Raw genomic sequence first — 18,131 nt, forward strand, 5'->3', positions numbered from 1 at the left:
GAACCATTTTCAGATAGGCTCCCCGAAGGGGCCCGGCACCGATGCCTTCCGGTGCCGGGCCCCTTCTCTGCGCCGGCTCGTCCGGACCCTCAACCGGAGAAGCCGACGTGCGCGAGGCGCAGCGAGCCGCGCAGCCTGAGGTGCACGTCGTGCACGCCCTCGACGGCCAGGTCGGCGCCGAGCGTGGTGTAGTCGTACGGGCCGGAGCCGGACGCCTCCGCCGTGAGCACCGCCAGTGCCGGGCCGCCGTCGAGGGAGATCTCGACCGTGCCCTCGCCCGCCACCGACACAGCCACCCGGGTCGCTCCGCCGCCGAAGTCACAGGTCCGGTAGACCAGTTCACCGGTGCGCCCGGTCACCGCCGTCACCGCGTCGCCCGCCGCCTTCGTACGGTCGACGATGTCGACGCCGCTCTGCTCGTCGAAGCCGGCCGCGTCCAGGCCGCGTTCGAGAACGGCACGCGCGGTGGCGGCCTCGCCGTCGAGCGGCACGGTCGTCCGCAGCCGGATGTCCTCGCTGGAGGCGCCGGCCAGCACGTCGTAGAGGCCCGCCTCCAGGCGCCACCTGCCCTGCGCCACATCCCAGAACTCCAGCGCGGACAGCGGCACGTCGAAGGCCAGGTCCGCCCGCTCGCCCGGCGCGAGCGTCACCCGGCGGTGGGCCACCAGCTCGCGGCGCGGGCGCGGGACCGTCGGATCCACCGCGCGCGTGTAGAGCTGGGCGACCTCGTCGGCCGTCACGTCACCGGTGTTGGTGACCGTGAAGGAGACGTGCAGGGTCCTGTCGCCGGCCCGCGCCGCGAGACCGCCGTACGAGAAGGACGCGTACGACAGGCCGTGCCCGAACGGGAACAGGGGCGTGCCCTCGAAGTAGAGGTAGGTCTGACGGCTGCCGATGACGTCGTAGTCGAGGAGGTCGGGCAGGTCGGCGTCGTCGGCGTACCAGGTCTGCGGGAGGCGGCCGGCGGGGGAGACGTCCCCGGCCAGGACCCGGGCCAGCGCGGTGCCGGCCGCCTGGCCGCCGTGGGCCGTCCAGAGCGCCGCGCTGAGGCCGGTGGTGTCGACGGCGTACGGATAGGAGGAGGTCAGCGCGAGCACGGTGGCCGGGTTGGCGGCGCGGGCGGCACGCAGCAGCCGCTCCTGCTGGGCGGGCAGGCGCAGGGTGGCGCGGTCCTCGGTCTCGCGGCCGTTGATGTGCGGGTCGTTGCCCGCGACCACCAGCACCACGTCGGCCTGGGCGGCGACCCGGGCCACCACGTCCTCGCCGCGTTCGACGACGACCAGCTCGAACGTCTCGGGGTTCCCGTCGGCAACCTTTACCCCGTCGGCGGCGACCGTGACGTGGCGATCCGTACCGACGTGCCGGAGGAGGTGTCCGTTCCCGTGCGGCTCCAGGCGGAACGTCTCCTGGACGACCCAGCCACCGGGCTGGTCGGCGGAGGCGCGGAGGCGGCCGTCCTCGGCGACCGAGAGGTAGCGGCCGTCCGGTGCGCGCAGCGTCAGCACGCCCCCGCCCCAGTCGACGAGCGCCAGCTCGGTGCCGGTGGCGTCCGTGGTGAGCGGCGGCAGGTCGGTGCGGCCCGCGAGCAGGGCCGGGTCCAGGGCGCCCTCGGCGCCGCGCACCTCGTCGGCCGTGTCCGCCGCCTCCGGGACGTGCAGGAACGTACCCGCAAGGGTCCTGAGCAGGACCCGGTCCACGCCCTCCGCGAACTCCACGCGCTGCGCGCCGAACCGCTCGTACAGTCCCTCCAGCGGGGTCGAGCGGTGCAGGAGCGTGCCGCTGTACCAGTCGAGCTTGCACTCGTCGGCGAGCAGTCCGACCACGGCGATCCGGGTGTCCGGGGCCAGCGGCAGCACGCCGTCGTTCTTGAGCAGGACGATCGCCTGCTCGGCGGCCTCCTGGGCGAGCGCGCGGTGCGCCGGGGTGTCGAAGTCCCGGGTGCCGGCGTACGGGTCGTCGTGCGGGTCGAACTCGCCGAGCCGGAAGCGCACCGAGAGCTGGCGGCGCACGGCGGTGTCGACGTCGGCCTCGGTCAGCAGGCCCTGGTCCAGGGCGCCCCGGACGCGAGCGACGATCCGCGAACTGTCCGTGCCGTGGTCGGTGAAGCTGTCGACGCCGGCGAGGAGCGCGGCGGCGGTGGCCTCCTCGTGGGTGTCGAAGTAGTGCTCGGAGTCCACCAGGTTGGAGGGCGCGCCCGCGTCCGAGCAGACCAGCAGGTCCTCGCCGGTCCAGGTGCGCAGGTGCTCGCGCAGATAGGGCGAGACGTGGTTCGGGCGGCCGTTGACCAGGTTGTAGGCCGGCATCACGCCCGCCGTCGCGCCCGCCTCGACCGTCTCCCGGAAGGCCCGCAGGTCGTACTCGTGCAGCACGCGCGGGCGGACCGAGCTCGACGAGGTGTCCCGGTCCGTCTCGTTGTTGTGCGCGAGCCAGTGCTTGAGGACCGGCGCGGTGCGCCAGTACGTCGGGTGGTCGCCGCGCAGTCCGCGCGTGTACGCGGTGGCGATGGCCGAGGTGAGCTTCGGGTCCTCCGCGTAGCCCTCCTCGTTACGGCCCCACAGCGGGTGCCGGAGCAGGTTCACCGTCGGCGCCCAGATGTTGAGGCCCACGCGCTCGTCGCGGGCGCGCATCGCGCGGGTCTCCTGGGACACGGCCTCGCCCACCCGGCGGACCAGCTCGGTGTTCCAGGTCGCGCCGAGGCCCACGGCCTGCGGGAACACCGTGGCCGGGCCCATCCACGCCACGCCGTGCAGCGCCTCCTGGCCGGTGCGGAACGCGGCGATGCCGAGCCGCTCCACCGCGGGGGTGAACTGGTGCAGGAAGCCGGCCTTCTCGTCGAGGGTCAGCCGCGACAGCAGATCGTCGATGCGCTTCGCGAACGACAGGCGCGGATCGCGGAAAGGCGGCGTAGGCGGCGTTTGTGCGGTCACGTGGGGATCCCCTTGCAATGGAGCGACGAAGCGCTTTCGAAGCGCTTCGATGCTCATTCGACCCGGGGGTGGGTGTCAAGACACTCCCCGGCAACAACTCGGACTCCCGACCGGTATGTCAAGTCGCGTAAGAGACCGGTCCGATCCGCCGCACCTCGGAGGAATCTTGGGAACGACCCTTGTGCGCCCCTGGGTGTTCACTTAACCTCGCAGCAACATCGAAGCGCTTCGACTACTTCGACTCCCTCGATCATGAGGACTGCTCCCGACGACGGTACGCAGCCCTTCGGGGATCAGAGAACCGCTTCAGCCCAGCCAGTTCCAGCTCAGCCAGTTCCACACAAGACACCGCAGCCGACGGCCCACCGCCGGGTGTCCTGGTGCGCCATGAAGGGTTGACGCAATGACGCCGAACGCCGCTTCCGCCTCCTCCGCCCCGAGCCGGAGAAGCTTCCTCGCCTCCACGGCGGTCGCCACCGCCGCGGTGGCGGGCGGGATGCCGCTTCTTGCCGCGTGCGGGGGGTCCGACGGCGGCTCCAAGGAGGGCACGACCGCGGGCAAGAACGCGAAGAAGATCCTTCCCGCCTTCGTGGCGCAGAACGTGGTGACGCCGGACATCCCGTCGAAGAACGGCTCCGCCGCCGGCTTCACCAGCGAGCTGTCTCTGGCCGACCTGAAGACCTCGGTGCCCCAGAAGCTCGGCAAGGGCAGCACCATCAAGATCATGTCGCCGTTCTGGGGAACGCCGCCGAAGAGCGGCAATCCCTACTACACGACGATGAACGGGTTGATCGGCGCCGACATCGTCTGGCAGAACCAGGACGGCAACACGTACGACGAGAAGCTGGGCGCGGTCCTCGCCTCCAGTGACATGCCGGACGTCGTGGTGATCCCCAGCTGGAACATGGGCGGCAAGATACCCAGCGCCATCATCAGCAAGATGGCCGACCTCGGCCCGTACCTCTCGGGCGACAAGGTCAAGGAGTACCCGAACCTCGCGGCCATCCCGACCGACGCCTGGCAGTACTCCATCTTCGGCGGCAAGCTGCGCGGGCTGCCGATGCCCGCGCCCACGACCCCGGCCACCGTGCCCTTCTACCGCAAGGACGTCTTCGACAAGGAGGGGTACGAACTCCCCACCTCCGCAGACGAGTTCCTGGCCCTCGCCAAGGAGATCACCAACGCCCGGGCGAAGGTGTGGGCCTGCGACGACATGAAGTGGTCCGCATTCAACATCTTCGGTGCGCTGGGCGGCGCCGAGAAGCCGCTCGGCTGGAACGTGGTCGACGGCAAGCTGATCTACCGCGTCGAGACCGACGAATACCTCGAAGCGCTGGAGTGGACGCGGAAGCTCTACGCCGCGGGCGTCGTCCATCCCGACACCAAGGCGCAGAACCAGGGCAACGCGGGCCAGCGCTTCACCGACGGCCAGGTCCTGATGTACAACGGGAACATCGCGGACTGGTGGGGCAAGATGGCCGAACAGTCCAGCCAGAACAAGGAATTCCGCATCAGCGGTATGGACATCTTCGGCCATGACGGCAGCGATCCCCAGCTGTTCGCCGGATCGCCCGCGGGCATCTTCGCCTTCGTCAACAAGAAGGCGTCGAAGGCCAAGATCCAGGACGTGCTGGCCGCCGCGAACGTCACCGCGGCCCCGTACGGCACCAAGGAGTACATGCTCACCAACTACGGGGTGGAGGGCACGCACTACACCCTCAAGGACGGCGTTCCCACCAAGAACGACAAGGGCAACCAGGAGGTCCTGAACGCCTTCGTCATGCTCGCCAGCCCTGCCCCGACCATCGCGCACCCCGACTTCCCGGACATCGCGAAGGAACAGGTGGAGTGGCAGCAGCGGATGGGCGCCTTCACCAAGAAGACCCCCTTCTTCGGGATGCAGGTCACCGAGCCCGCCCGCTACACCAACCTTTCCAACGACTTCGAGCAGCTGGAGGACGACATCGTCCGCGGCCGCAAGAAGATCAGCGACATGCAGCAGGCGGTGTCGGACTGGAAGAGCCAGGGCGGCGACAAGCTGCGGGACTGGTACCAGAAGCTGCTGGACGACAACGGATCCGCGCAGGGGTGACGAAGTGGCACACAGCACCACTCCGGGCGCCGCCGCGCGCACCGCGCCGTCGTCCACGACGGACGGCGCCGCCGAACCCTCCGAAGGGGGCAGGCCCACCAAGGCGGCCGAGCCCGCCAAGTCCCCCGGGGTCTCCAAGGCCGAGAAGAAGGCCCTGAAGAAGGCCGCGAACGGCGGCACCCTCAGGACCCGCCTCAGGCGGGACCGCACGCTGATCCTGATGACCCTGCCGGCCGTCCTGCTGGTCCTGGTCTTCAACTACATACCGATCCTGGGCAACGTCGTCGCCTTCCAGGAGTACGACCCGTACGTCAGCGACAACGGCTTCGTCGCGATCTTCCACAGCCCCTGGGTCGGCTTCGAGCAGTTCTCGCGGATCTTCGAGGACTCGGCGTTCTGGGACGCGGTCGAGAACACCTTCGTCCTGTTCTCGCTCCAGCTGGTGCTCTTCTTCCCGGTCCCGATCCTGCTCGCGCTGCTCATCAACAGCGTGATCAGGCCCCGGGTGCGGGCGGTGTCGCAGGCGATCCTCTACCTGCCGCACTTCTTCTCCTGGGTGCTGGTCATCACCGTCTTCCAGCAGATCTTCGGCGGCGCCGGCATCATCGCGCAGACCCTGCGCCAGCACGGCTACGAGGGCTTCGACCTGATGACCGACCCGGGGATCTTCAAGTTCCTGGTGACGGCGGAGGGCGTCTGGAAGGACGCGGGCTGGGGCATCATCGTCTTCCTCGCGGCGCTGGCCTCCGTCAGCCCCGATCTGTACGAGGCCTCGGCGATGGACGGGGCCGGCCGGTGGCGCCGGATGTGGCACGTCACGCTGCCCGCGCTGCGACCGGTCATCGCCCTGCTCCTGGTGCTGCGCGTCGGTGACGCGCTCACGGTCGGCTTCGAACAGATCCTGCTGCAGAGAGACGCGGTGGGACCGGGCGCGGCGGAAGTCCTCGACACCTACGTGTGGTGGAACGGCGTCCGCAACCAGGACTTCAGTTACGCGGCCGCGGCGGGCCTGATCAAGGGCGTGGTCAGTCTCGGCCTCGTCCTCGCCGCGAACAAGGTCGCCCATCTCATGGGCGAGCAGGGGGTGTACAAGAAGTGAGCGCTGTCACCGAGGAACGGCCGAAGGCCCCCGCCCCGAGGGCTCCCGGACGCTGGGCCGCCCCGCCGCGGCCCGTCTGGGAGGAGAAGCCCAACCCGGCCGGGCTCGCGGGCAAGGGCATCGTCCTGGCCTTCGCCTGCCTAGCCGTCCTGTTCCCGCTGTGGATCGTCGTCGTCACCAGTCTGTCCTCGAAGCAGACCATCAGCGAGGCCGGCGGTCTGGTGGTGATCCCCAAGGAGATCACCTTCATCGCCTACCAGGAGCTGCTGAGCGGCGGACAGGTCACCCGCGCCACCCTCGTCAGCCTGGGCGTCACGCTCGCCGGCACCGCGTTCTCGATGACGGTGTCCGTCCTCGCGGCGTACGGGCTCTCCCGCATCGGGTCGGTCGGCCACCGCTGGTTCCTGATGACCCTGCTCGCCACCATGTTCTTCGGCGCCGGTCTCATCCCCACGTATCTGCTGGTGCAGTCGCTGGGGCTGACGGACACCTACCTCGCGCTGATCCTGCCGAGCGCGATCAGCGTCTTCAACATCCTGGTGCTGCGGGCGTTCTTCATGGGCATCTCGCCCGAACTCACCGACAGCGCGCGGATCGACGGGGCGGGGGACTGGCGGATCCTCTGGCAGATCGTGATGCCGCTCTCCCGCGCCGTCATCGCGGTGATCACGCTCTTCTACGCCGTCGGCTACTGGAGCGCCTGGTTCAACGCGTCGCTCTACCTGAGCGACCAGGACATGATGCCGCTGCAGAACGTCATGATCCAGCTCGTCCAGAAGCAGGAGCCTCCGGTCGGCATGAGCCAGGCCATCAAGACGGGCCAGCTGTCCGCGCTCGGCGTCCAGATGGCGGTCATGGTGCTGGCGCTGCTTCCCGTCGCCGTCGTCTCGCCCTTCGTCCAGCGGCACTTCAAGAAGGGCATGCTCACGGGTGCGGTGAAGGGCTGACCGTTCGGCGCCTTCTCAAAGGGGTGCTTCGGGTGCTCCGGCGACTGCGGGCCGTCGGTGGCCGGTCGCGCAGTTCCCCGCGCCCCTTCAGGTTTCTCCACTTCCCCTTTCTCGCAGATCGAGGTCTGTCATGCGTGCGTCCAACCTGAGTCGGCGTGCCGTTCTCGTGGGAACCGCGGCCGCCGCCGCGCTCACCGCGATTCCCGTAGGCCAGGGGCGGGCGTACGGCGCCGAGACCGCCGCCGCCCCCGCCTACCGCTGGCGCACCGCCGTCATCGGCGGTACCGGGTTCGTCACCGGTGTGCTGTTCCATCCGTCCGTACGCGGTCTCGCCTACGCCCGGACCGACATCGGCGGTGCCTACCGCTGGGACGACCGGGCCGCCCGCTGGACCCCGCTGACCGATCACCTCGGCTGGGACGACTGGAACCTGCTCGGCGTCGAGGCGATGGCCGTCGACCCCGCCCACCCCGACCGGGTCTACCTCGCCCTCGGCACCTATTCCCAGCCCTGGGCCGGCAACGGCGCCGTGCTGCGCTCCGAGGACCGGGGCGCCACCTGGACCCGTACCGACCTGGCGGTGAAGCTCGGCGCCAACGAGGACGGCCGGGGCACGGGAGAGCGGCTGCTGGTGGACCCGCGCGACAGCGACACCCTGTGGCTGGGCACCCGGCACGACGGGCTGCTCAAGTCCACCGACCGGGGTGCCACGTGGAACGCGGTGAGCTTCCCCGCCGCGCCCGTGGACACCGGCCAGGGCGTCACCCTCCTGGTCGCCGCCGGCCGCGCCCTGTACGCCGGGTGGGGCGACTCGGACGGGACGGCCGCCAACCTGTACCGCACCACCGACGGCACCGCCTGGGAAGCCGTCCCCGGACAGCCCTCCGGCACCGCCGCCAAGGTCCCGATCCGCGCCGGGTACGACCGGCACACCCGCGAGCTGTACGTCTCGTACGCCAACGCCCCCGGTCCCAACGGGCAGTCGGACGGCAGCGTGCACAAGCTGCGCGTCACGGACGGGAAGTGGACCGAGGTCACGCCGGCGAAGCCGGGCGGGACGACGAGCGACGGCTCCGCCGACACCTTCGGCTACGGCGGGGTCGCCGTCGACGCCCGCCGCCCCGGCACCGTGGTCGTCTCCACCAACAACCGCTGGGCGGCGGTCGACACCCTGTACCGGACCACCGACGGCGGCCGCACCTGGACGTCCCTCAAGGACACCGCCGTGTTCGACGTGTCCGAGACGCCCTTCCTCAAGTGGGGCGGCGACCAGCCCAAGTTCGGCTGGTGGATCCAGGCGGTCGGCGTCGACCCGTTCGACTCCAAGCACGTCGTCTACGGCACCGGCGCCACTCTCTACGGCACCCGGGACCTGAAGAAGTGGGCCCCGCAGATCCGCGGCCTGGAGGAGACGGCCGTGCGCCAGCTGATCTCGCCCCCGACCGGGAAGGCGCATCTGCTCAGCGGACTCGGGGACATCGGCGTGATGTACCACGAGCGGCTCACGGCGTCCCCGTCGCGCGGCATGGCGACGAACCCCGTCTTCGGGTCGGCGACGGGCCTCGCGCAGGCCGCCCGCAGACCGGCGTACGTCGTCCGCGCCGGCTGGGGCGACCACGGCAACGGCGCCTTCTCGCGCGACGGCGGGCAGACCTGGGCGCCCTTCGCGGCCCAGCCCGCCATCGCCAAGGACGCGCCGGGGCCGATCGCCACCAACGCCGACGGCAGTGTGCTGCTGTGGTCCTTCGTGCACTGGGACGGCACCAGGTACGCGGCCCACCGCTCGGCGGACAACGGCGCCACCTGGTCCGAGGTCTCCTCCTTCCCGAAGGGCGCCACCCCGGTCGCCGACCCGGCCGACCCGGCGCTCTTCTACGCGTACGACACCGAGGCGGGAACGCTGCTCGCCAGCACCGACAGCGGCCGCACCTTCACCGCGCGGGCGACCGGACTGCCCTCGGGGGACAGCCAGTTCAAGGTGGTCGCGGCTCCGGGCAGGTCCGGTGACCTGTGGCTGAGCGCCAAGGGGAACGGGCTGTACCGGTCCACCGACGGCGGGGTCACCTTCGCGAAGGTCGACAGCTGCCGGGCCTCGTACACCCTCGGCTTCGGCAAGGCGGCCGACGGGGCGCGGTACCCCGCCGTCTACCAGGTCGGCTCCACCGAGACCATCACGGCCGTCTACCGCTCCGACGACGGGGCGAAGACCTGGGTGCGGATCAACGACGACGCCCATCAGTGGGGCTGGACCGGCGAGGTCATCACCGGCGACCCGCGCGTGTACGGCCGTGTGTATCTCGCCACCAACGGGCGCGGGATCCAGTACGGGGAGCCCGTCTGATGCCCTCGCTGCACGACACGACCCGTGGCCGCCTCCTCTACGGCGGCGACTACAACCCCGAGCAGTGGCCCGAGGAGACCTGGCACGAGGACGTCGGCCTGATGAAGGACGCCGGCGTCAACTCCGTCACCGTCGGCGTCTTCTCCTGGGCGAAGCTCGAACCGAGCCCAGGAGCACGGGAGTTCGGCTGGCTGGACCGGCTGATGGACCTGATGCACGAGCACGGCGTCGGGGTCGTCCTCGCCACCCCCACCGCCTCGCCCCCGCCGTGGATGGGGCACCTGCACCCCGACACCCTGCCCGTCGACCAGGACGGCCGCACCGAGTGGTGGGGCGGACGCCAGCACTTCTCGCACTCCAGCGCCACCTACCGGCGTTACGCCGCCGCGATCACCGAGGACCTCGCCGCCCGCTACGGCACCCACCCGGCCCTCACCCTGTGGCACATCAACAACGAGTACTGCACCTACGACTGGAGCGACCAGGCCGCCGCCCGCTTCCGCCGCTGGCTCCAGGACAGGTACGGCACGCTCGACGCCCTCAACACCGCCTGGGGCACCGCCTTCTGGAGCCAGGGCTACGGCGACTGGGCCGAGATCCACACGCCCCGCCACGCGCACTACCTGAAGAACCCCGGCCAGGTGCTGGACTTCAAGCGGTTCACCTCCGACATGCTCCTGGAGTGCTACACCGCCGAGCGGGACATCGTCCGCCGGGCCACCCCGCACCTCCCCGTCACCACCAACTTCATGCCGCTGTGGGCCGGCCAGGACGCCTGGCGCTGGGCCGAGGAGGAGGACGTCGTCTCGGTCGACCTCTACCCCGACCCGCGCGACCCGCTCGGCGCGCAGCACGGCGCCCTCGTGCAGGACATGACCCGCTCCCAGGCGCGCGGCCCGTGGATGCTGATGGAACAGGCGGCCGGTCCGGTCAACTGGCGGGGCGTGAACCACCCCAAGCCGCGCGGCCTCAACCGCCTCTGGTCCCTCCAGGCCGTGGCCCGGGGCGCGGACGCCGTCTGCTACTTCCAGTGGCGCCAGTCCCGGCAGGGCGCGGAGAAGTTCCACTCCGGGATGGTCAGCCACGCGGGGGCGGAAGGCCGGACGTACCAGGAGGTCAAGCGGCTCGGTGCCGACCTCGCGCGGATCGGCGGGCGGGTCGCGGGCAGCCACACCGCCCACGACATCGCCATCCTGCACGACTGGCACGCCTGGTGGGCCGGCGCCCAGGACGGCCGTCCGTCCACGCACGTCGACCACCCCGACCTGCTCCGGGCCTGGCACCGCGCCCTGTGGGAGGCCCACCTCACCACCGACTTCGCCCACCCCGAGCACGACCTGAGCGCCTACCGGCTGGTCGTCGTCCCCCAGCTGTACGCCCTCACCGACGCGGCGATCGACAACCTCCTCGGGTACGTCCGGGGCGGCGGCACCCTGGTCTGCGGCTTCCTCACCGGCATCGCCGACGAGGACGACCGGGTACGCCCCGGCGGCATGGACGCCCGGCTGCGCGAGCTGGTCGGCATCCGCACCCTGCACGAGTGGTGGCCGCTGGACGCGGACGAGCACGCCGAGTGCGACGGCTTCCGCGGCACCCTGTGGTCGGAGGAGATCGAGAAGTCCGAGGACGCCGAGGCGGTGGCCGCGTACAAGAGCGGCGAGCTCGACGGCCTGCCCGCCGTGCTCCGCAAGGGCCGCGCCTGGTACCTCTCGACTCTCCCCGAGCCGCAGGCGATGCGCGACCTGCTCGCCCGGATCGCCGCCGACGCGGGTGCCCGGCCGGTGCTCGACGCGCTGCCCGCCCAGGTCGAGGCGGTCCGCCGCGGTGACCTGCTGTTCCTCCTCCACCACGGGCGCGAGTCGGTGACGGTCGAGGTCCCCGGCACCCACCGGGACCTCCTGACGGACGCGACGGTGACGGACGAGATCACCCTCGGCCGCTACGGCGTGGCGGTGCTGACGTCATGAACACCGGACCCGTCCACGGCACCTGGGAACCACGCCCCGCCGCCCGCTGGGAGGACGCCTACCTGAGCGGCAACGGCCGCCACGGCACCCTCGCGTTCGGTGATCCGGACGACGAGCGGGTCATCGTCACCCACCACACCCTGGTCCGCCCCAACGGCGGCGAACACGCCCGCCCGCCCGAACTCGCCGCCGAACTCCCCGCCCTTCAGGACCGGTTGCTGGCCGGAGAGCTGACCGCGGCCGAGACCTTCACCGACGGCCGCGACCTCCAGTGGGTCCAGCCCTTCCATCCCGCCTTCCAGATACGGCTGCGCAGGCCGGCACCGGACCGCGAACCCCGCACCTACCGCCGTTCCGTCGACTTCACCACCGGCGAGGCGACGGCCGAGTGCCCGGGATGGCGCAGCCGGGTCTTCGTCTCCCGCGCCGAGGACGTCGTCGTCCAGCGGATCGACACCCCCGACCTGGACGTCTGTCTCGACCACCGGCTCCCCGGCGCTCCGCACGGCCTGGCGGTCGGCCAGGGCGCCGTCCTCACCCCGGACGGCGCCCTGCTCACCCTGCGCGTCCGCTACCCCGGCAGCGACCGCGCGTACACCGGCGTGACGCTGATCGCGGTGACGGGCGGCCGGACCACCCTCACACCCCCCGGGCTGCGGATCACCGGCGCCGACTCCGTGCTGCTCCTCACCCGCGTCCTGCGCCATCCTGGCGCGCCGAACCCGGGCGCGTGGACCGCCGACGCGTCCGGCGCCGCCGTACCGAACGCCGACACGCTGACCGCCGGCCCACCGACCGCCGCCGAGCCGGACGCCCTCGCCCACGCCCGTGCACTCGGCGACCTGATCCCGGCCGGCGAGGACCCGTACGCCCGCCTCCTGGCCGACCACATCGCGCGGCACCGCACGGCGTACGAGCGGGTGACCCTCGACCTGGACGCCGACGCGGCCGAACGCACCCTGCCGGGCTCGGAGTTGCTGGGTCGGCCGGAGAGCCCCGCCCTCCTGGAACGGCTCTTCGCCGCCGGCCGCTACCACCTGCTCTCCGCCAGCGGCATGCTGCCGCCCCGCCTCGTCGGCCTGTGGACCGGAGACTGGAACACGGCCTGGTCGGGCGCGTTCACCACCGACGCCAACCTCAATCTCCAGACCGCCTCGGCCGCGGCCGCCGCCCTCCCCGAAGTCACCGCGGCACAGGCGGCACTGATCCATCGTCAGCTCGGCGACTGGGCCGAGAACGCCCGCGCCGTCTTCGGGGCCCGAGGCGTCGTCGCGCCCACCCACACCGACGGCGAGTCCGGCTTCACCTACCACTTCAGCCGCGAGTACCCGCTCCACCTGTGGACCGCGGGCGCCGACTGGCTGCTCAAGCCCCTCGTCGACCACGACGAGACCCGCGGGGAACAGGACCCGCGCACCGCCCACGCCCTCGCCCAGGTGGCCCTGTTCTACGAGGACTTCCTCACCCGCACCGACGAGCACGGCCACCTGGTCGTCGTCCCCTCCTACTCGCCCGAGAACCGCCCGGCGAACGCCAGTTGGGGCGCGGTCGACGCGGCCATGGACCTCTCGGCCGCCCGTCACGCCCTGCGCACCGCCGCCGCCTACCACCCGGACCGGGCCGACGGCTGGCGGGCGCTCGCCGACCGCCTCCCGCCCCACCGGATCAACGCCGACGGCGCCCTCGCCGAGTGGGCCCGGCCCGGCCTCGACGACACCTACGACCACCGCCACCTCAGCCACCTCTACGGCGTCTGGCCGCTGGACGAGATCACCCCGTACGACACCCCGGACCTCGCCACGGCCGCCCACCGGGCGCTCGAACTGCGGGGCGCCGAGAACGACTCCGCCCACGGGCACCTGCACCACGCCCTCGTCGCCGCCCGGCTGCGCGACGCCGAACGGGTCGCGCACGCCCTCGGCCAGGTCCTCAAGGGCGACTTCTTCCACGCCTCCCTGATGAGCGCGCACTACCCGGACCGGAACGTCTACAACGCGGACGCCGCGCACGCCCTGCCCGCCGTGCTCATCGAGATGCTCGTGCAGTCGACCCCCGACCGGCTGGTCCTGCTGCCCGCGCTGCCGACGGCCTGCCCGAGCGGCCGGCTCCTCGGCGTCCGGACCCGGTTCGGCGCGGAACTGGACCTCACCTGGAGCCCCCACGAAGCGACCGCGGTGCTGCGCCCCACGCGTACCCACCGCGTCGAACTCCGGACTTCCTCCGGCGCACGAGTGCTGGACCTCGTCGCCGGAGAAGACCACGTCCTCACGCTGAGGACGTGACCACTCCCCCCGCATCTCCCCCCACCCATGGAAAGGGACACCATGGCTCAGAGCACACTGCGCAAGATCACCATGGCCGCACTGGCCCCCGCGACGGCCCTCGGCATCACCGTCGGCCTCGCCTCCGCCCCCGCCTCCGCCGCCGTCTGGAACACCTGCGACCAGTGGGGCAACACCAGCCTCAACGGCTACACGCTCTACAACAACATCTGGGGCTCCGGCGCCGGCAGCCAGTGCACCTGGGCCAACTCCGGTACCAACTGGGGCACCTGGGCCGACCACCCCAACACCGGCGGCATCAAGTCCTACCCCAACTCCAAGAAGGTGATCAACAAGACGATCACCTCGCTGGGCTCGCTCTCCAGCAGCTACAACGTCTCGGTCCCGTCGTCCGGCGCGTACAACACGTCGTACGACATCTGGGACACCGACTACGACTACGAGATCATGCTCTGGGTCAACAAGACCGGACCCGTCGGCCCGCTCGGCACCTCGCAGGGCAACGTGACGCTCGGCGGCCACTCCTGGACCGTCTACAAGGGCAGCAACGGCGCCAACGAGGTCTTCTCGTTCATCCGCACCTCGAACTCGACCTCCGGCACCGTGAACATCCTGCCGATCCTCAGGTGGATCAAGGACACCAAGGGCTGGATGGGCAACGAGACCATCGGTGACGTCCAGTTCGGCTACGAGATCACCTCGTCGTCCGGCGGGCTGAACTTCACCACCAACAACCTGACGGTCAGCAGCAGCTGACCGGCGACCGGGCCGGCTCCGCACCTCCGCGGAGCCGGCCCCTACCGCGCGGCCGTGGTCTCCCGCACCCACGGCAGCAGCAGCCGCTCCGCCAGGACCAGCGCGTAGAACAACGCCACACTCAGCAACCCCAGCAGCCCGATGGCGGCGAAGGCCAGGGGCGTGTCCGCGTTCGCCCCTGACTGCTGGATGACGAAGCCGAGGCCCTCGTCGCCGGCGCTGAACTCGCCGATCACCGCGCCGACCGCGGCCAGCGGCATCGCGACCTTCAGGCCGACGAAGATCTGCGGCAGCGCGCTCGGGAAACGGAACCTCAGGAAGGTCCGGGTCCGGGACGTACGCAGCGAGCGGGCGAGCTCCACAAGCTCCACCGGCGTCGACGTGAGCCCCTCGGCGACCGACAGGACGATGGGGAAGAAGCAGACCAGCAGCGCCATGACCACCTTGGGCTGCTGCCCGAAGCCCATCCAGACCACCAGCAGGGGCGCCAGAGCCACCTTGGGCACCGCGTTGAAGGCCACCAGGAGCGGAGCGAACATCAGCTCCACGATCCGTGAGGCCGCGATCGCCACCCCGATCAGCAGGCCCGCCACCACGGACACGGTGAAGCCCAGCACGACGACGGTGAGGGTGGTCAGCGCCTCGCCCAGGAGATAGCCGGGGACGCGCCGGAAGGCGGCCAGGACGTCGGCGGGGGAGGGCGCGATGATCTCGGGCACGTCGAAGACGCCCACCACCAGGGCCCAGCCACCGACGGCCGCCGCCAGGCCGAGCACCGGCCAGCCGGCCGCGGTGAGACGTCCGATCGGACCGTTCGCCTCCTTCACCCGGTCAGGACTTCGGCACCAGGTCGAAGGAGACCAGTTGCTCCGGCTCCAGTCCCGGCCGTACGGCTCCGGCGTCCACCAGCGTCCTGATCGCGCCGGCCACGCGGTCGCGCTCCATGGTGCCGATCGGGGCGCCGTCCTCGGCCGGCCGTACGGCGGTGCCGACGAGCCCGATCTCGGCGGCGGCCGTCTTCTCGTCGACCGTCGGATGCTTGTCGTGCATCAGTTTCGCGGCCTCCCGAGGGTGGTCGATCGCGTACCGCATGCCCTTGAGCAGCGCGGTCGTGAAGCGCCGGACCAGGTCGGGGTCCTCGGTGGCGATCTTCGTGGTGGTGGTGACGGCCGCGCCGTAGCTCTCGGACAGGTACGTGCCGAAGGGCAGGACGACGACCTCCTTGCCCCGCACGGCGTTCTCGATGTTGGGCCGACCCACGCGGTACTGCCCGACCGCGTCGACCGAGCCGGAGGCCAGGTTGACGCCCAGCTGCTGGGGCTCCAGGTTGACCCAGTCCACCTTGTCGGCGTCGAAGCCGGCAAGTTTCGCGTACGCCGGGAAGAGGGCGCCGATGACCGAGCCCGCCGGGTCCGCCACCTTCCTGCCCTCCAGGTCGGCCGGTTTCTCGACGCCGCTGTCGGCCAGGGCCATCACGGCGGCGTCCGTGGTCTGGTGGATGGCCGCGACCGCGGTGACGCCGGAGATCCTGCCGCCGCCGAGCTGGATGATGGTGCTGCTGAGGTCGATCGGCGCGAACTGCACCCGGCCGCCGACCAGCGCGGCGAGGGAGGAGCCGCTGCCCTGCCCCGGTTCGATCGTGACGTCCACGCCCGCGTCCTCGAACCAGCCCTTGTCCTGGGCTACGTACGCGTAGGCCTCGCGGCCGAAGGTGCCGAATCCGGTGAGGTAGGTGACCCGGTCCGGCGCGGGGCCGCCCGAGGAGGAGCCGCCGTCTCCGCCGGAGTCGTCTCCGGATCCGCAGGACGAGGCGAGCGCCGCCGTCAGGACGACGGCGAGGAGCGCGGCGGGTAAGCGCGGTATCCGTCTCATGGCATCAAGTGGAGCCGTCGGTGCGGGAGTTGTCGAGACCGGGACGGCTCTTGGCATGTAACAAACAATGGCCGGTCCGGTTGTCCGGGGCCTGCCGCGCCCTATCCTCGGCGATACCGCCGACGGCCCGGTGATGGGGGAGCCCGTGATCCGAGTGCGCTCCATGTCCAAGAGCTACGACGGACGCAGAGGAACCGTCGAGGCCCTGCGCGGCATCGATCTGGACGTCGGGGAAGGCGAGTTCACGGCCGTCCTGGGCCGCTCCGGCTGCGGCAAGTCCACCCTGCTCCGCGTGGTCGCCGGTCTGCTCCCGCCCTCCGCCGGCGAGGTCGCGATCGCGGGCGAGGCGGTGTGCGGACCGCGCCGGGACGTGGCCATCCTCTTCCAGCGCCCGGCGCTGCTGCCCTGGCGCTCGGCCCTGGACAACGTCCTCCTGCCGGTCGTCGTCCACGGCCGCCCCACTCCCGAACACCGCAAGGAGGCCCGGCGGTTGCTGCTGGAGGCGGGACTGGACGCCACGTTCCACACCCGGCTCCCGCACGAACTGTCCGGCGGCATGCAGCAGCGGGTGGCGCTGTGCCGGTCGCTGATGCAGCGGCCGCGCGTGATGCTCATGGACGAGCCGTTCTCGGCGCTGGACGCGCTCACCCGCGAGGAGCTGTGCGAGGTCCTGCAACGCGTGCACATGGAGCGCGGCGCCACCGTCGTCCTCGTCACCCACTCCATCGAGGAGGCCGTCCTGCTCGCCGACCGTGTCGTGGTGCTCAGCCCGCGTCCGGGCCGGGTCCGCACCGTCCTGGAGGTCCCCGTACCCAGGCCCCGCTCGCTCGGCCGTGACACGCACGTCGCCGCCCTGGCCCGCTGTCGCGCGGAACTGCACGAACTGCTGCTGGCCGGCCGGACGGGGGCGTGAGGCGATGGAGCTGCGCGTGTTCACCGAGCCGTACCGCGGCGCCGCCTACGCCGAACTGCTGCGCGCCGCCCGGCACGCCGAGAGCTGCGGCTTCACCGGCTTCTTCGTCGCCGACCACTACCACCCGATGCACCACGGCGACGGTCTGCCCGGCCCCACCGACGCCTGGACCACCCTGGCCGGACTCGCCCGGGAGACCTCCACAATCCGGCTGGGCACCCTGATGTCCTCGGCGACCTTCCGCCACCCCGGACCGCTGGCGGTCGTCGCCGCCCAGGTGGACGCCATGAGCGGCGGCCGGGTCGAGCTCGGGCTCGGCGCGGGCTGGTACCCGCTGGACCACAGCGCCTACGGCATCCCCTTCCCGCCGCCCGGCGAGCGCTTCGACCGGCTGGCCGAACAGCTGCGGGTGATCACCGGCCTGTGGACCACGCCGCCCGGTGAGCACTTCACGTACGAGGGCCACCACTACCGGCTGACCGACTCGCCCGCTCTGCCCAAACCCGTGCAGCGCCCCCGGCCCCCGGTCATCGTGGGCGGTCGCGGCCCCCGCCGCACCCCGGCCCTGGCCGCCGCCCACGCGGACGAGTTCAACCTGCCCTTCACCCCGCCCGCGCTGAGCGCCGACCGCTTCGCCCGGGTGACGGCGGCCCGGCCGGACGACCGCCCGCCCCTCGTCCTGTCGATCAGCCTGGCCGTCGCCTGCGGCCGCACCGAGGCGGACGTCACCCGCCGTCTCGCCCTGCTGCACGAGAAGTCCCGGCTGCCGCCGGAGGAGCCGCTGTACGGCTCTCCGGCACAGATCGTGGACCTGATCGGCGCGTACGCCGGCCTCGGCGCGACCCGCGCGTACATCCGGCTGCGCGACCTGGCCGACCTCGACCACCTGGACCTGCTGGCGGCCGAGGTCGCCCCGCAGCTGCCCTGACAGCCCC

12 protein-coding genes are annotated in these 18,131 nt (G+C 71.5%); 9 read left to right on the forward strand and 3 right to left on the reverse strand.

Annotation, left to right across the window (positions count from 1 at the left end; genetic code table 11):
• Positions 1-89: 89 nt before the first annotated feature.
• A complete protein-coding gene (locus QQS16_RS29235; RefSeq protein WP_286065036.1) occupies positions 90-2,927 on the reverse strand; it encodes a glycoside hydrolase family 3 C-terminal domain-containing protein in 2,838 nt (945 codons plus the stop codon).
• 403 nt (positions 2,928-3,330) lie between these two features.
• Between QQS16_RS29235 and QQS16_RS29240 the strand changes: the two genes are divergently transcribed.
• The 7 genes from QQS16_RS29240 to QQS16_RS29270 all read left to right on the forward strand — a co-directional run bounded on the left by QQS16_RS29240 (position 3,331) and on the right by QQS16_RS29270 (position 14,411).
• Entirely contained in the window at positions 3,331-5,019 is a 1,689-nt protein-coding gene (locus QQS16_RS29240) for a type 2 periplasmic-binding domain-containing protein (RefSeq protein WP_286065037.1), read from the forward strand.
• Positions 5,020-5,023: 4 nt separating this feature from the next.
• A complete protein-coding gene (locus QQS16_RS29245) occupies positions 5,024-6,118 on the forward strand; it encodes an ABC transporter permease (RefSeq protein WP_286065038.1) in 1,095 nt (364 codons plus the stop codon).
• On the forward strand, positions 6,115-7,065 hold the full coding sequence (locus QQS16_RS29250) for a carbohydrate ABC transporter permease (RefSeq protein WP_286065039.1): 951 nt from the start codon (positions 6,115-6,117) through the stop codon (positions 7,063-7,065). Before QQS16_RS29245 ends, QQS16_RS29250 begins: the two co-directional genes overlap by 4 nt.
• A gap of 130 nt (positions 7,066-7,195) precedes the next feature.
• Entirely contained in the window at positions 7,196-9,406 is a 2,211-nt protein-coding gene (locus QQS16_RS29255) for a WD40/YVTN/BNR-like repeat-containing protein (RefSeq protein ID WP_286065040.1), read from the forward strand.
• A complete protein-coding gene (locus QQS16_RS29260) occupies positions 9,406-11,373 on the forward strand; it encodes a beta-galactosidase (RefSeq protein ID WP_286065041.1) in 1,968 nt (655 codons plus the stop codon). The genes QQS16_RS29255 and QQS16_RS29260 overlap by 1 nt, the downstream gene beginning before the upstream one ends.
• Positions 11,370-13,655, forward strand: coding sequence for a glycosyl hydrolase family 95 catalytic domain-containing protein (locus tag QQS16_RS29265; protein WP_286065042.1), 2,286 nt, complete (start codon positions 11,370-11,372; stop codon positions 13,653-13,655). Before QQS16_RS29260 ends, QQS16_RS29265 begins: the two co-directional genes overlap by 4 nt.
• A 42-nt stretch (positions 13,656-13,697) precedes the next feature.
• On the forward strand, positions 13,698-14,411 hold the full coding sequence (locus QQS16_RS29270) for a glycoside hydrolase family 12 protein (RefSeq protein WP_286065043.1): 714 nt from the start codon (positions 13,698-13,700) through the stop codon (positions 14,409-14,411).
• Positions 14,412-14,452: 41 nt separating this feature from the next.
• On the opposite strand, the gene QQS16_RS29275 is transcribed toward QQS16_RS29270, so the two are convergent.
• Positions 14,453-15,238, reverse strand: a complete 786-nt coding sequence (locus QQS16_RS29275) for an ABC transporter permease (protein ID WP_286065044.1) — start codon at positions 15,236-15,238, stop codon at positions 14,453-14,455.
• Between the two features lie 4 nt (positions 15,239-15,242).
• The gene (locus tag QQS16_RS29280) at positions 15,243-16,283 is read right to left on the reverse strand and encodes an ABC transporter substrate-binding protein (RefSeq protein ID WP_286065045.1); all 1,041 of its coding nucleotides are present in this window, start codon (positions 16,281-16,283) and stop codon (positions 15,243-15,245) included.
• A 163-nt stretch (positions 16,284-16,446) separates the two neighbouring features.
• Between QQS16_RS29280 and QQS16_RS29285 the strand changes: the two genes are divergently transcribed.
• Positions 16,447-17,196 carry an ABC transporter ATP-binding protein gene (locus QQS16_RS29285; protein ID WP_286065046.1) on the forward strand — a complete coding sequence of 250 codons (750 nt, stop codon included), beginning with the start codon at positions 16,447-16,449 and terminating at the stop codon, positions 17,194-17,196.
• Between the two features lie 4 nt (positions 17,197-17,200).
• On the forward strand, positions 17,201-18,124 hold the full coding sequence (locus tag QQS16_RS29290; RefSeq protein ID WP_286065047.1) for an LLM class F420-dependent oxidoreductase: 924 nt from the start codon (positions 17,201-17,203) through the stop codon (positions 18,122-18,124).
• Positions 18,125-18,131: the final 7 nt, after the last annotated feature.

The organism is Streptomyces sp. ALI-76-A, assembly GCF_030287445.1.
In the GTDB taxonomy this organism is placed as follows: Bacteria; Actinomycetota; Actinomycetes; order Streptomycetales; family Streptomycetaceae; genus Streptomyces.